The following is a 13574-nucleotide window of genomic DNA, read 5'->3' as shown; positions in this document are numbered from 1 at the left end:
CGCGCAGCGGCACGCTACTGCCGCCCTGCGTGCTCGCGCAGCGGCACGCTACTGCCGCCCTGCGTGCTCGCGCAGCGGCACGCTACTGCCGCCCTGCGTGCTCGCGCAGCGGCACGCTACTGCCGCCGCGAGTGCGCGATCGTCAGAGGTCAGTCAGCGGGTCGCGCGGTTCCTGGGAGCCGGGGCGGTTGAAGTCGGAGTCCTTGCGGCTGACGATCTCGCGTCGCTCCTCGGGGGAGAGCGCTTCCAGCAGAGCGCGCATCTCACCGGGTTGGCCGCTCACCTCGGGGGCCTCGGGGATCGGGATCACGGTGTGCACGATGCGGTCGTCGTAGACGTGCACGGTGTTGAACGCCTGGTGGCCGTCGACGCCCGAGACCACGCGGTCCACCGGGGCCGGGTCGGTCGTGTAGCAGCTCGCCGAGGCGACCGAGACGGGGACGCCGGCGAAGGTCGAGTGCGAGGTGTAGTGGTAGTGGCCGCCGAGGATCTGGCGGACGTCGCTGCCCTCGATGACGGCGGCCAGCCGGTCCTGGTCGAGCAGCTCGATGATCGCGGCGGGCTCGAGGGTCGGCACCGGGATCGGCGGGTGGTGCATCGCGAGGATCGTGCCGTACTCGGCCCGGGTGCTGAGCACGTCGCGCAGCCAGTCGAGCTGGTCGTCGGTCAGGTCGCCGTGGTGGTACTCCGGCACGCTGGTGTCGAGCGCGACGACCCGCAGGCCGCCGATGTCGTGGACCCGGTCCTGGGGTCCGTCGTCGTCGGAGTCGAAGAGCCCCCGGGCGTACGGCGCGCGCTCGTCGTGGTTGCCGATCACCCACACCACTTCGGCCCCCATCGCTGCCGCGGCCGGCTCGACGAGCGCGCGCAGCCGGGCGTAGGCGTCGGGCTCCGCCTTGTCGGCGAGGTCACCGGTGAACACCAGGGCCTGCGGGACGGGGTCGAGCCGACTCAACCGCTCGAGGGCGAGCGCGAGCCCGTCCTCGGGTACGACGACGCCGTACTGCTTCGCGTCGTGCGCGAGCAGGTGGACGTCGCTGAGGTGGGCGATGGTGAACCGCGGAGGGGGGTACTGGCCGTACTGCACGATCCGACGCTAGCGCGTCAGCTGCCGCTGAGCTCCACGTCGCTGATCGCGGTGAAGTCCCGGGCGTCAGGCCCCGTCCCGGGGGCGCTGACCTCGACGATCCGCAGCTCGACGCTGGTCGTCTCGACCTCGTCGACGGGGACCGTCTGCAGGGCGTCGTCGTCGGCAAGCTCCTGGCTGACCTCGGTGCCGTCGTCGAACACCCAGGTGACGGTGGTGATCCGGCGGTTGCCGTCGTACCAGTCGTGCGGCGGGTCGACCTTCGCGTAGCCGTTGATCAGGCCGACCTCGGTGATCGTCACCGGTTCGTCGAAGGAGAAGCTGAGCACGGCTCCCGATCCGTCGCCGGGCATCCGCCAGCAGGTGCGCGGGTCGGCGTCGAGCATGTTCGCTGCCTTGTAGGTGACGGGACGGCCGTCCTCGTCCACGCTCGCCGGGGCGACGGCGGGGACCTCGACGTCGTCCGGCACCAGCGCGTCGTCGGGTACGGCGTCGCGACCGTCCGCGTCCTGGCCGTCGTCGCGCTCGTCGTCACCGCCGTCGGCCCGGGCGGCCCGCTCGGCGCCGCCGGCGGGATCGTCGTCCGAGGAGTCCAGCAGCAGGAGGCCGCCGCCGACGAGGGCGACCAGCGCGAGCGCGACGAAGCCGATCACCCAGGGAAGGGCGAGGCGTCGCCGCCCGGCCGGGGCGACGGCGTACGACGCGGTGGGCTCCTCGTCCGCGTCCACGCTGTCGGCGGGGCCGGTGGAGGGGCTGTCGGCGTAGAGCGGGTAGCGCGCGGTCGACGGCTCAGGACCGACGGCGGGCCGGGGATCGGAGGGGGCGTCGGGGGTGGGAATCGCGGGGAGCGGTCCGAGCCGCATGTTGGTCGGGTAGTCGTCCGGCCGTGCCGGCACGTCGGTCGGCGCCACCGGCACCCGGGCACCACAGTTCGTGCAGTACCTGCCCACGCCGAGCTGGTGACCGCAGTTCGTGCAGTACCTCATGACCGGTCCAACCACTTCCCCCTCGAGCCGCGCGACGAACCCTAACCCGGGGGGTTGGAGGTCGCCGAAACGGCTGGTCCCCGGCCGAGGAGCGGCGGGATCTGCCGGACCGCCTGCGCGAGCGCGCGCAGCTCCGGTCCGTGGAGAGCCTGCGGACCGTCGCAGAGCGCGACCTCCGGGTCCGGGTGCACGTCGACGATGATGCCGTCGGCGCCGACGCCGATGGCCGCCCGCGAGAGCGGGACGACCAGGTCCTTGCGGCCCGACGCGTGGGACGGGTCGACGATGACCGGCAGGTGGCTCGCCGCCTGCACGATCGGCACTGCCGAGATGTCCAAGGTGTTGCGGGTGGCCGGCTCGAAGGTGCGGATCCCGCGCTCGCACAGCACGACGTCGAGGTTGCCGCGCTGGGCGACGTACTCCGCCGCCATCAGCCACTCCTCGATGGTCGCGGTCATCCCGCGCTTGAGGAGCACCGGCTTGCCCGACTCGCCGACCGCCTGCAGTAGGCCGAAGTTGGCCATGTTGCGGGTGCCGATCTGCAGCATGTCCGCCTGCTCGGCCACCTCGGCGACGTCGCGGGCGTCGACCACCTCGGTGACGATCGGCAGGCCGGTCGCGTGGCCGACGGCGGCGAGGATGTCGAGACCCTTGCGGCCCAGCCCCTGGAACGCGTACGGCGACGTCCGCGGCTTGTAGGCGCCCCCGCGCAGCAGGCTCGCGCCCGCCGCCTTGGCCATCGTCGCCGCCTCCAGCGTCTGCTCGGGCGACTCGACGGCGCAGGGACCGGCGATGAAGGTGAACGTCGCGGGTCCGACCGGCACCTGCGCGCCTGCCTTCCCGACCCAGACCGTCGACCGGTCCGGGTGGTGCTGGCGGCTGACGAGCTTGTAGGGGTCGGAGATCCGGTGCACCGCCGCGACCCCGCGCAGCGTGCGCAGGTTGAGGCCGTGGAAGCTGTCGATGTCGCCGATCAGGCCGATGATCGTCCGGTCGACGCCCTGCGACACGAACGCCTTGCCGCCCACCGCTTCGACCTTCTCGACGACGTGAGCCACGTCCTCGGCGGTGGCGTCCGGCGCCATGACCACGACCATGGCTATCAAGGTAGGTGTGCGACCTGTCGCCGACGGCCGGATTCACGATCCGGACGTGGGACAACGGTCACAATCCGGTCACACCGGCCTCAGCCGGTGAGTGCGCGCCGCTTGACCTCGGCCTCCAGGTCCTCCAGGTCGTGGCGCAGCATCCGCCGCGTGCGCTCGTAGCTCAATCCGCCGAAGAAGCTCCACGCCAGCTTCTCCACGGCCGTCCGCTCGCTGGCGAGCATGGTCGTGGTCATCGCGAGCCGGGTGTGGCCGCCGCTGGCGCCGGTCGGCGTCAACCGGTACGACGTCCGCACCACGTCGTGCCCGAGCCGGGTGTCGACGACGGCCCGCCGCGGCGCTTCGCACTCGACCACGTGCAGCTCTTCCTCGCCGTGGTGGCCGAACATGGTGCGCTTCTCGCGCCAGACGGTGCCGACGTCGTACGGCCCCTCCGACAGGAGCTCGCTGTCGGTGACGCTGCGGAAGACCTCACCGGCGCGGTCGACGTCGGTGAGCACGTCCCAGACCACCTCGGGTGGCGCGGGGAGTGTCGTGTTGAGGTAGATGATGTGACTGGCCATTTGGGGTGACCTTCCTGCCCCCTCCACGACCATGGTGCTCCTGCATCGGCGCGCGCGCCAGTGGCTGCCGCCGAACGGCGCTCAGACCGCCAGGTGGGTGACCTCGGCCTCGACCTTGCGGCGGGGCAACGCCTCGACCAGGACCATCGCGGTCAGCACCATCAGGCCGCCGGACATCATCCGGATCGTGACCGACTCCCCGCCGAGCAGCACCGCGAAGAAGGCGGCGAACACCGGCTCTATGCTCATGATGATCGCGCTGCGGGTCGGCGGCAGGTGGGCCTGCGCCCAGGTCTGGGCCAGCATGGCGGCGGCGCCGGCGATGAGCGCCATGTAGACGACCGAGGCCCAGTCGGTGCCGCGCTCGGGCAGCACCACCCCGGCCTCGCCGGTGGCCAGGGCGGCGACGAGGCAGATCGTCGCGATCACGAGCACCTGGAGGATCGACATGCCGACCGCGTCACCCGGCTTCGACCAGGCCCCGAGCCCGACGATGTGGAACGCGTAGAGCATCGCCGCGACCAGGGTGATCGCCTCGCCGTAGCCGATCGAGAACCCGTCGAGGGTCAGCACCCCGAGGCCCGCGGTCGCGAGCGCGACGGCCGCCCAGGTCAGCACCGTGATCCGGGTGTGCAGCACGACCGCCGCGATCACGGGGGTCGCGACGACGTACAGGCCGGTGATGAAGCCGCTGACGCTGGCAGGGGTGTGTGCGAGGCCGGCCGTCTGCAGGATCTGCGCGACGCCGTACAGGCTGCCGAGCACCAGCGCGCGCCGCCGGGTCTCGGGGGAGAGACGGGCGATCGCCCGCGGGGCCACCAGCAGCATCGCGGCGCCGGCGATCGCGAACCGGACGGCGAGGAAGTCGACGGTCGGCACCCGCTCGAGCAGGTCCTTGATGAGGAAGAACGTGCTGCCCCAGCACGCCGTCATCGCGAGCAGTGCCCCGGCAGCGAGCAGCGAGGTACGACGCTCGGTCGCCCCTGCGGTCATGCGCGCAGCTCCTTGAGCAGGCCGATGTCGGGGTCGTCGGCCGAGCGGGAGCCCGGCGTCTCCAGGATGAACGGCACGCCCTCGGTCGCGGGGTGGTGGAGCAGCTCCGCGAACGCCGCGGTGCCGATGTGGCCCTGGCCGATCTTCTCGTGCCGGTCCTTGAACGCGCCGCGCACGTCCTTGGAGTCGTTGGCGTGCACCAGCCGGAGCCGGCCGGGCCCGCCGATCTCGACGATCCGGTCGACGGTCGCGGTCGCGCCGCCCGGCTCGTCGAGCGGAGCTCCGGCGGCGAACACGTGACAGGTGTCGAGGCAGATGCCGGCCTTCGGGTGGAAGTCGAGCGCGGCGAGGTATGCCTCGAGGTCGTCGACCCCGGCGCACAGCGAGCGGCCCTGCCCGGCGGTCGGCTCGAGCAGCAGCCAGGGGGCGCNGAGCGGCCCTGCCCGGCGGTCGGCTCGAGCAGCAGCCAGGGGGCGCGGTCGTGGTCGATCTGCTCGAGGACCGGCAGCAGCGCCTCGCGGACCTGGCGCAGCGCCGCCGCGTGCCGGCGCGCGGCGTCGTCGGCGTCGCCGAGCCCGCCCGGCTCGACGTACGACCCGGTGTGGACGACGACGCCCTCCGCGCCGATCTCGACCGCCCGGCGCAGGTTGTGAGCGACGAGGGCGGTGGATCTCTGCAGGGTCGTCGGGGTCGGCGAGCCGAGGTTGACGAGGTACGGCGTGTGGATCACCACCCGCATCCCGAGCTCGGTCGTGCGCTCCCGGAACTCCTGGTCCACCCGCGGGTCACCCGGCGACAGGGCCCAGCCGCGCGGGTTGCCGACGAAGACCTGGATCGCCTCGCAGCCCAGCTCGACCGCCTCGGTCAGCGCGCCGGCGACGAGGTTCCTGCCGACCAGCACGTGGGTGCCGATCGGGCGGACGGGAGTGGCGGAGGGCATGACCAGCCCACGCTACCCAGCGCTGTGCTCGGGGCCTGCCGACGGGTCAGACCACGTAGATGATGATCGTGCTGCCCTTCTCGGCCATGGAGCCCGCGGGCGGGTTGGTCGAGTAGGCGCGGTCTCCGGTGAAGTAGACCGCGGCGTGCTCGATCCGGACCTTGAACCCGAGGTCCTCGAGCTCGTCGACCGCGTCCTGGGTCGGTTCGTAGAACACCCGCGGGACCTCGATCAGCTCGGGACCGTCGGACACCACGAACTCGACCTCGTCGCCCTTGAACAGGGTGCCGCCGGTCGGCTCGTGGCTGATCACGTCGCCCTCGGCGACGGTGTCGCTGTTCTCGCGCGCGACGACGCTGACGACCAGGCCCCGGGCCTCGAGCCTCGCCTTGGCGTCCTCGAAGCTCTTGCCGACCCAGTCGCCGACCGGGCGGGGCTGCCTGCCCTTGCTGATCACCAGCCGCACGACCGTGTCGACCCGCATGTCCTTGGCCTTCGGCGTGCCGTACGCCGGGTCGCTGCTGATGACCCGCCCCTTCGGCACCGTCTCGGACCAGGCCTCCTTGGCGGTGCGGGCGACCAGCTTGAGCTCCGCCAGCTCCTCGGTGGCCTGCTCGAGCGTGAGGCCGCGCAGCTTCGGCAGGTCGTGGACCTCCTCGCCCAGCGAGAGCGTCAGCGTGATCGTGTCGCCGGGCAGGATCCGGGCGCCGTAGCCCGGGTCGCTCTCGACGACGTGGTCCTTCTCGACGGTGGTCGAGTAGACCGCGTCGGCGTACGCGACCTCGAAGCCGGCGTCCTCGATCTTCTCCTCGGCGTCGGCCTGGGTCAGGTCGTAGACCGAGGGTGCGGTCGTGTAGCGCGCCCAGCCGAACCAGTACGCCCCGCCACCCACGGTCGCCGCGACCAGCGCGGCGAGGACGAGGAGCACGACGCCGCGCCGCCGCCGGCGCGGCCGAGCCGGGCGAGCGTCGGAGACCACGGGACGAGGCGGTGACGGGGGAGTGCGCTTCGGGAGCGGGGGCAGGACGGTCTCGAGCTTCGTGGTGTTCTCGGCCAGCGGGGTGCGCTCCCACAGCTCGCTGATCGGCTCGGGCATGGTGTCCGTGCTCTCCGGGCGGGGAGCGGTCGGCATCAGGTCGGCGACCAGGTCGGCGTCCTCGCGCACCCCCTCGTGCAGCGCGTGGGTGACCCGGTGCACGTGGTGGAGCAGGACGCCCGCGTCGGACGGTCGCAGCGAGCGGTCGCGGGTCGTGGCCCGCGCGACCAGGGCGTCGACGTACGCCGGCAGCGTGGGCACCTCGGCCGACGGCGGCGGCACGTCCTCGTGGACGTGCTTGTAGGCGACGGCGATCGGGGACTCCCCGATGTGCGGCTTGTGGCCGGTCAGCAGCTCGTAGAGGATCACGCCCGCCGCGTAGACGTCGGCGCGCGCATCGGCCCGGCCGTCGACGACGAGCTCGGGAGCCAGGTAGGACACGGTGCCGATGAGGACGCCACCGGTCGCGGTGTGCTGGGTCTCGGCGCTGACCGCCCGCGCCAGGCCGAAGTCGGCGACCTTGATCCGGCCGTCGTCGGCGATGAGGACGTTCTCGGGCTTCACGTCGCGGTGGATGACCCCGTTGCGGTGGGCCGACGCGAGCGCGGAGAGCACCGGGTCGAGGATCGCCAGCGCCCGCTCGGGCGACATCGGCGCCTCCTTGGCGATCGTGTCGCGCAGGGTGTGGCCCGGCACCAGCTCCATGGCGATGTAGAGCACCGGCCCGTTGGGGGTGTCCTCGTGCCCCTGGTCGTAGACCGCGACCACGTTGGGGTGGGACAGCCGCGCGGCGGCCCGGGCCTCCCGCACGAAGCGGGCCGCGAACTCCTCGTCGCCCGAGGTCGCGTCGCCGAGCCCGGCATGCATGATCTTGACCGCGACCGCGCGGTCCAGGCGGATGTCGTGCGCCTCGTAGACCGCCGCCATGCCGCCCCGCGCGATCCGGGCGCCGATCCGGTAGCGCCCGTCGAGGAGCCGCCCGATGTGGGGGTCGTTGTCGGGGGTGGCGCCGGCGCCCCCACGGGCACGACGGGTGCCGCGGGCGTACGTGTCCTCGTGCACAGCGACCCTCCTGTGCAGTGCGTCGGGGGCTCCGGCGGGGAAGAACCGGAGCCCACAGGATACGTGGCGGCCGCCTGCGGGCTTCGCAACCACGCCGGGACTGGTGCGCCGCCGCAGGGCTGGAATGATGGGTCGCATGAGCGAATCCGCACCCCGGCTGGCTGACCACGACCTGGCGGCGCTGGTCGACGAATGGCTGACCTGGGACGCCGCTGCCGTGCTGCTGCACGTGACCCCCGCGAAGGTGCGGACGATGGTGCGCGACCACCAGCTGGCCGCCGCCGTGCCCACCCCCGGCCGGCCGCCGATGGTCCCCGCGCTGTTCATCGACGACGAGGGGCTGCCGGTCAAGGGGCTGCCCGGCCTGCTCACCGTGATGCACGACAACGGGTTCGACGACCGCGAGTGCATCGCCTGGATCTTCCTCGACGCCGACCTGCCGGGTCGCCCGATCGACGCGCTCCGCGAGAACCGCGGCTCCGAGGTCAAGCGCCGTGCTCAGGCACTGGCGATCTGATAGGACCGGGAGTACAACCGGAGACCACTACGAGTTGTTCGAGGTGATCTGGAGATGAACCAGCCATGAGCGGCCTGGCGGCCGTACTCGCAGGTCGGCACGACGCCGGCGTCCATCTGTGGCACACAGCCCTCCACGTCCCCGACGTGCAGCACGCGGTCGAGCACGCGGGCTGGCAGTTCGGGTACGTCGACGGCGTCGCGCTGGAGACCGAGTCGGAGGTGCTCGGCGCGATCCGCGCCGCGCTCGACCTCCCTGACCACCACGGCGCCGACGTCGACGGGCTGCGCGACGGCCTGCGCGACCTGGCCGCGCCCACGGTGCTCCTCTGGGAGGGATGGGGCACCCTCGCCCGGGCCGAGCCGAAGGCGTTCGAGACGCTCTGCGCCGTGCTCGGCCGTCACGACGACGAGGGCGACCCGGCGTTCGAGGTGCTGCTGCGCGGGCCCGGTCCCGACGACACCGGCGTGGAGTCGCTGGACTGATCGGGCGACCAGCTCCGCGTGCCCNCCCCGCCCACCCCCGCGTCCCCCCCAGAGCACGCGGCGGGTGGCGGACGCCGCCAGTCCCTCGAGCACGGCGCACGCGTGCTCGTCGAGGCCGACGGCCGTCCGGGCCTCCGCGAGCGCGGTGACGGCCTGCCGCGCCAGGTCGTCGATCTTCGCCTCGACCTGCGCGTGCGCTCCCGAGCGGTCGATGATGCCGCGCAGCTCGGCGACCGTCGCCGGGTCGAGCGCGGTGCCGAGGGCGGCGTCGAGCCGGGCAGCCTCGGGAGCAGGGGCGGACTCGAGCGCGAGCGCGACGAGGACCGTCCGCTTCCCCTCGACCAGGTCGTCGCCGGCCGGCTTGCCGGTCGTCGCGGGATCGCCGAACACGCCGAGCAGGTCGTCGCGGAGCTGGAACGCCTCGCCGAGCGGGAGGCCGAAGGAGGTCAGGGCGGTCAGGGTCGCGGCGTCGGCACCGGCGAGCGCGGCACCGACGTGCAGCGGCCGCTCGATGGAGTACTTCGCCGACTTGTAGCGCAGCACCGTCATCGCGGCGTCGACCGTCGCCCGACCGCGCGCCTGCACGGACACGTCGAGGAACTGGCCGGCGATGACCTCCGACCGGCAGTGGTCGAGGACGGCGAGAGCCGGGTCGACCCGGTCCCACGGCAGGCCGCAGCGGCGGAGCAGCTCGTCGGACCAGGAGAGCAGCAGGTCGCCGAGGAGGATGGCTGCGGCGGCTCCGTACTGGTCCGGGTCGCCGGGCCACGCCTGCTCGCGGTGCAGGGCGGCGAAGCCGCGGTGCGTGGCCGGCCGGCCGCGACGGGTGTCGGAGGCGTCCATCAGGTCGTCGTGGACGAGCGCGCTCGCGTGCAGCAGCTCGAGGGAGGCCGCGGCGCGGAGCACCGCGCGCTCGTCGTACTCCTCCCGCGCGGCAGCGCGGGAGGAGTACGACGAGCGCGCGGAGCACCGCGCGCTCGTCGTACTCCTCCCGCGCGGCAGCGCGGAACCCCCAGTAGCAGAACGCGGCGCGGAACCGCTTGCCGCCGCTGACGGCCGCGCGAGCCTCAGCGACCAGTCGCGCGGCGTCGTCGCCCAGGGGTGCGAGCCGGTCGGACTGCTCGTCGAGGAACGCGTCGATCGTCGCCTGGAGGTCGGTGCGGAACCGATCCTGGTCGCCCTGGTCCCACGCCTGCCCGGTCACGGCGACGACTCTAGAGACAGCTCGCAGAGCGGTGGCGATCGGGCCCGGGGGCCGGCCTCCGCCTACACTCCCGGCATGGCAACCGGTCGTGGCCGCTCCCTCGGCGAAATCATCCGCGAGGGCGAGCGCTCGTTCTCGTTCGAGTTCTTCCCCCCGAAGGACGAGGCGGGTGAGGTGCAGCTGTGGAACGCCATCCGCGCGCTGGAGCCCTACCGTCCGACCTTCGTCTCGGTGACGTACGGCGCCGGCGGCAGCACCCGTGACAAGACGGTCGCCATCACCGGCCGGATCGCCCGCGAGACCTCGCTGGTGCCGATGGCGCACCTGACCTGCGTCGGCCACACCCGGGAGGAGCTCGAGGCGATCCTCGACTCCTACGTCGCCGAGGGCGTCTCCCACGTGATGGCGCTGCGGGGCGACCCGCAGGAGGGCCCGCGGGCCGAGTGGACGCCGACCGAGGGCGGCCTGAACTACGCCCTCGACCTGGTCGAGCTCGCGCGCTCCCGCGGTGACTTCCGGGTCGGTGTGGCCGCGTTCCCCGAGGGCCACCCGGGCGCCGAGTCGCTCGACGTCGACGCCGACCGGTTGGTGGCGAAGGCCAAGGCCGGTGCCGAGTTCGCGGTGACCCAGATGTTCTTCCGTGCCGAGGACTACTTCGCGCTCGTCGAGCGGGTGCGTGCCCGCGGCGTCGACATCCCGATCCTCCCCGGCATCATGCCGATCCTGAACCTCAACGCCATCCGGCGTCAGGGCGAGCTCATCGGCACGTCGGTGCCCGAGGAGATCGTCGCCCGGATCACCGCAGCGGGTCCCGACCCGGACGCGGTCCGCTCCGAGGGCATCAAGATCGCCGCCGAGCTGTGCGAGGAGCTGCTCGCCGGCGGCGCGCCCGGCCTGCACTTCTACACGTTGAACCGCTCCAAGGCGACGCTCGAGATCTTCGAGGCGCTGCGCATCACGGTCTAGCGCGCCGGCCCGATCACCTGCGCGACGAGCGCGGCCGACTGGGTCACGAACGGGATGCCCGCGCCCGGCGCGGCATGCGCGCCGGCGGCGTACACGCCGGGGATCGGCGTCGTCGGGCCGAGCCGGTGTCGGATCGTGCCGCGGCCCTGCCAGAGCACCCCGCACGGCGACCCGTGCCACTGCTCGACGAGCTCCCGGGGAGAGAGGTCGACGCGGGCCACGACCTGCTGGCGGACGTCGATCTTGTGGCGCGCGAGGGCGTCGAGGATGTCCTCGGCCAGCTTGCCGCGCCCGTGCAGGGTCCACGCGGTCCCGCCCTCCGGGGCGGTGCCGCCGGTGCGGATGATGACCAGCGGGTCGGCGTGGAGCACGACCTCGGCCGGGAGGTCGGGCACCTCGCCTTCGAGTCCGAGGTGGGCGACGACCGGCGGGATCGCCGGCATCGTGCGCTCGACGGCCGGTGCGAGCGTCGGCAGCCGGCGCGGGTCGATCGCCACCACGACGGCGTCGACGTCGATGTCGCCGGACTCGACCGCGACGGCGGCCACCCGACCGTCGCGGACGACCAGGTCGCGCGCCGGGGTGCCGGTGAGCACGGTGACGCCGCGGGTCTCGAGCCGCTTGGTCAGCAGGTCGACGAGCCGCGCCATACCGCCGGGAATCCGCCACGCGCCGAAGCACTGCTCGAGGTAGTTGGTGACGCCGGCCCACGCCGGGACGTTGCGCAGGTCGTGCCCCTCGGCCACCGCGTGGTGGCCGGCGACGAGCCCGAGCCGGTCGTCACGGAAGTCGCGACGCAGCCGCTTGTGCAGCGTCTCCCGGGTGTTGAAGAGGTCGTTCAGCTCCTTGGGGACGTCGCGGGGATCCCAGGGCGCCTCGACGTAGTGGCGGCGCAGGACGTCCCAGACCGGCGCGTAGGTGTCGACGTGGCGCACCCACGCCTCGCCCAGGCCGCTGCCCAGCGCGTCGAACGCCTCGATCTGCGCGGCCCGGGAGCCACCGCGCACCTGGACCGACGTGCGGTCCTCGAACCGGTGCTCGGTGATCACGTCCAACGGCTCCAGCTCGCCGCCGAGCTCGACCTCCAGCGGTCGCCCGGACTTGCGGAACAGGTCGCGCAGGGCAGCCGGCACGAGGGTCGAGGTCGCGGAGCCGTCCCAGGTGTAGCCGCCTTCGCTGACCGCTCCCAGCGCGCCTCCCAAGGTGGGCGACGCCTCGACGAGCACCACTTGGTGCCCGGCCTTCGCGAGCCGCGCCGCCGAGGCGAGCCCTGCCAGGCCGCCTCCGATGACGACGATCCGCATCTTTGGTCAGGTCCCTCGGGTCACTCGACGTCGATGGGGCTGGCGCCCGTCAGCGCGATGAGCTCGTCGTACGTCGTCGAGAACACCGCCGCCGGATGTCCGGCCGCAGCCCAGACGATGTCGTAGCGCTGCAGCCAGGAGTCGACGTACGTCGGGACCGGCGCGGGGTGCCCGATCGGAGAGACTCCGCCGATCGCCTGGCCGGTGTGCTGCCGGACGAACTCCGGACGCGCACGCTGGAGCTTCTCGACGCCGACCCCGGCGGCCGTCTTCTGCGTGTCGACCCGGTGGGCCCCCGAGGTCAGGATCAGGACCGGTGAACCGGCGGCGTCGAAGAGCAGGCTGTTCGCGATCGCACCGACCTCGCAGCCGAGTGCTTCGGCGGCGAGTGCTGCGGTGTGAACCGCATCGGGCAGAATGACGATCTGACCGGCGCCGCCACGACGAGCGTGCTCCGCGCGGAACCGGCTGATCGAGAGATGGTCGGCCGACATGTGACTGACCCTAGGGCACGCACCGATCGCCGGTGTCGGCGCGTTGGTGAATCGAGGAGGACGGATGGGCAAGCGACCTGCGTCGGTCGACCTGGCGTCGTGGCTGCTGTGGGTCCTGGTGGTCGCCGGCCTCGTGGTGTCGGTGCTCGTCGTCGTCCTCCGCGAGGACCTCGAGGAAGCCTGGTCGCCCGGGCGAACCGGTGACAGCACGGTGCAGCCGTTGGAGTTCGTCCCGGTCATCCTCGTGCTCTACGGCGTCATCGCGGTGACGACGCTGACGTTGATCCCGATGATGCGGGCAGGCGAGAACTGGGCGCGCCACGCCCTCGCCCTCATCGCGGTCGGCATCCTGCTGGCGACGCTCGCGACCGTGCGCACGATGCCGCCGCCGCTCTTCCGCGGGATGATCATCGCGGCCGCCGTGATCAGCGCGGTCAGCCTGGTGTTCCTCTGGCACCCCGACACCCGGCGCCACTGCCGGGCGGCGGCGGAGCTGGACGCCGCCGACGCGCGGCCGCAGCCGTAGGCGCCGACTCGCCCTTGACCTCGTGTCGGGGGAGGGGTGTACCTTGGTCGTGTTCGAACAGATGTTCGAACCCACGGACCGAGGAGTCACCCATGGCCAGCGAGCAGCACCTTCGTCAGCACCCCGATCACCTGCCCGCCACCACGCACTCCTACCTCCTCCGAGCGGCCGAGTCGCTCAGCGAGGCCGTCACCGCCCGTGACGTCCCCGAGCGCTACGCGTGCGCCCACGTCGCGGCGCTGCGGGCTGCGGCCGCGCTGCTGGCCGCCCGCGCGCGGCCGGCCCCGGCGCGCGGCCGCCGGCAG

General features: G+C 72.9%; 14 protein-coding genes and 1 pseudogene. 4 read left to right on the top strand and 11 right to left on the bottom strand.

What is annotated here, in order from left to right; genetic code table 11:
* Window positions 1-142 precede the first annotated feature (142 nt).
* The 8 genes and pseudogenes from H0488_RS16405 to pknB all read right to left on the bottom strand — a co-directional run bounded on the left by H0488_RS16405 (window position 143) and on the right by pknB (window position 7773).
* The gene (locus tag H0488_RS16405; RefSeq protein WP_183100330.1) at window positions 143-1087 is read right to left on the bottom strand and encodes a metallophosphoesterase; all 945 of its coding nucleotides are present in this window, start codon (window positions 1085-1087) and stop codon (window positions 143-145) included.
* Window positions 1088-1104: 17 nt separating this feature from the next.
* Window positions 1105-2073: a zinc ribbon domain-containing protein gene (locus H0488_RS16400; RefSeq protein WP_183100329.1), complete on the bottom strand. Its 969-nt coding sequence runs from the start codon at window positions 2071-2073 to the stop codon at window positions 1105-1107.
* A 41-nt stretch (window positions 2074-2114) separates the two neighbouring features.
* A complete protein-coding gene (gene aroF / locus H0488_RS16395; RefSeq protein ID WP_183100328.1) occupies window positions 2115-3170 on the bottom strand; it encodes a 3-deoxy-7-phosphoheptulonate synthase in 1056 nt (351 codons plus the stop codon).
* A gap of 89 nt (window positions 3171-3259) precedes the next feature.
* A complete protein-coding gene (locus tag H0488_RS16390; protein ID WP_183100327.1) occupies window positions 3260-3742 on the bottom strand; it encodes an SRPBCC family protein in 483 nt (160 codons plus the stop codon).
* Window positions 3743-3823: 81 nt separating this feature from the next.
* Entirely contained in the window at window positions 3824-4735 is a 912-nt protein-coding gene (locus tag H0488_RS16385) for a DMT family transporter (RefSeq protein WP_183100326.1), read from the bottom strand.
* Complete coding sequence (locus H0488_RS24730; RefSeq protein ID WP_281369680.1) at window positions 4732-5118, bottom strand: TIM barrel protein; 387 nt, start codon at window positions 5116-5118, stop codon at window positions 4732-4734. Before H0488_RS24730 ends, H0488_RS16385 begins: the two co-directional genes overlap by 4 nt.
* A 146-nt stretch (window positions 5119-5264) precedes the next feature.
* A pseudogene (locus H0488_RS24725) lies at window positions 5265-5675 on the bottom strand (TIM barrel protein); the annotation flags it as partial.
* Between the two features lie 46 nt (window positions 5676-5721).
* Window positions 5722-7773, bottom strand: coding sequence for a Stk1 family PASTA domain-containing Ser/Thr kinase (pknB, locus tag H0488_RS16375; protein WP_312856385.1), 2052 nt, complete (start codon window positions 7771-7773; stop codon window positions 5722-5724).
* 136 nt (window positions 7774-7909) lie between these two features.
* On the opposite strand from pknB, the gene H0488_RS16370 reads away from it, so the two are divergent.
* The gene (locus H0488_RS16370) at window positions 7910-8290 is read left to right on the top strand and encodes an Rv2175c family DNA-binding protein (RefSeq protein ID WP_183100324.1); all 381 of its coding nucleotides are present in this window, start codon (window positions 7910-7912) and stop codon (window positions 8288-8290) included.
* Here H0488_RS16370 and H0488_RS25375 read toward each other — a convergent pair.
* Window positions 8272-9681, bottom strand: coding sequence for a polyprenyl synthetase family protein (locus tag H0488_RS25375; RefSeq protein ID WP_312856384.1), 1410 nt, complete (start codon window positions 9679-9681; stop codon window positions 8272-8274). The genes H0488_RS16370 and H0488_RS25375 overlap by 19 nt on opposite strands.
* Before the next feature lie 373 nt (window positions 9682-10054).
* Between H0488_RS25375 and metF the strand changes: the two genes are divergently transcribed.
* On the top strand, window positions 10055-10945 hold the full coding sequence (gene metF / locus H0488_RS16355; RefSeq protein ID WP_183100323.1) for a methylenetetrahydrofolate reductase [NAD(P)H]: 891 nt from the start codon (window positions 10055-10057) through the stop codon (window positions 10943-10945).
* On the opposite strand, the gene H0488_RS16350 is transcribed toward metF, so the two are convergent.
* Both H0488_RS16350 and H0488_RS16345 read right to left on the bottom strand, forming a co-directional pair.
* On the bottom strand, window positions 10942-12249 hold the full coding sequence (locus tag H0488_RS16350) for a phytoene desaturase family protein (protein ID WP_183100322.1): 1308 nt from the start codon (window positions 12247-12249) through the stop codon (window positions 10942-10944). The genes metF and H0488_RS16350 overlap by 4 nt on opposite strands.
* Window positions 12250-12269: 20 nt before the next feature.
* The gene (locus H0488_RS16345; RefSeq protein WP_183100321.1) at window positions 12270-12743 is read right to left on the bottom strand and encodes a YbaK/EbsC family protein; all 474 of its coding nucleotides are present in this window, start codon (window positions 12741-12743) and stop codon (window positions 12270-12272) included.
* 64 nt (window positions 12744-12807) lie between these two features.
* Here H0488_RS16345 and H0488_RS16340 point away from each other — a divergent pair, with 64 nt between their 5' ends.
* Both H0488_RS16340 and H0488_RS16335 read left to right on the top strand, forming a co-directional pair.
* Window positions 12808-13269 carry a hypothetical protein gene (locus H0488_RS16340; protein WP_183100320.1) on the top strand — a complete coding sequence of 154 codons (462 nt, stop codon included), beginning with the start codon at window positions 12808-12810 and terminating at the stop codon, window positions 13267-13269.
* 92 nt (window positions 13270-13361) lie between these two features.
* Window positions 13362-13574, top strand: a 213-nt coding sequence (locus tag H0488_RS16335) for an SAV_6107 family HEPN domain-containing protein (RefSeq protein WP_246372315.1), incomplete at its 3' end; no start/stop codon positions are given.

This window comes from Nocardioides pelophilus (assembly GCF_014180685.1).
In the GTDB taxonomy this organism is placed as follows: Bacteria; Actinomycetota; Actinomycetes; order Propionibacteriales; family Nocardioidaceae; genus Nocardioides; species Nocardioides pelophilus.
Note: the sequence above shows the minus strand (reverse complement) of the source record. Positions and strands in the feature narration are given on the sequence as shown.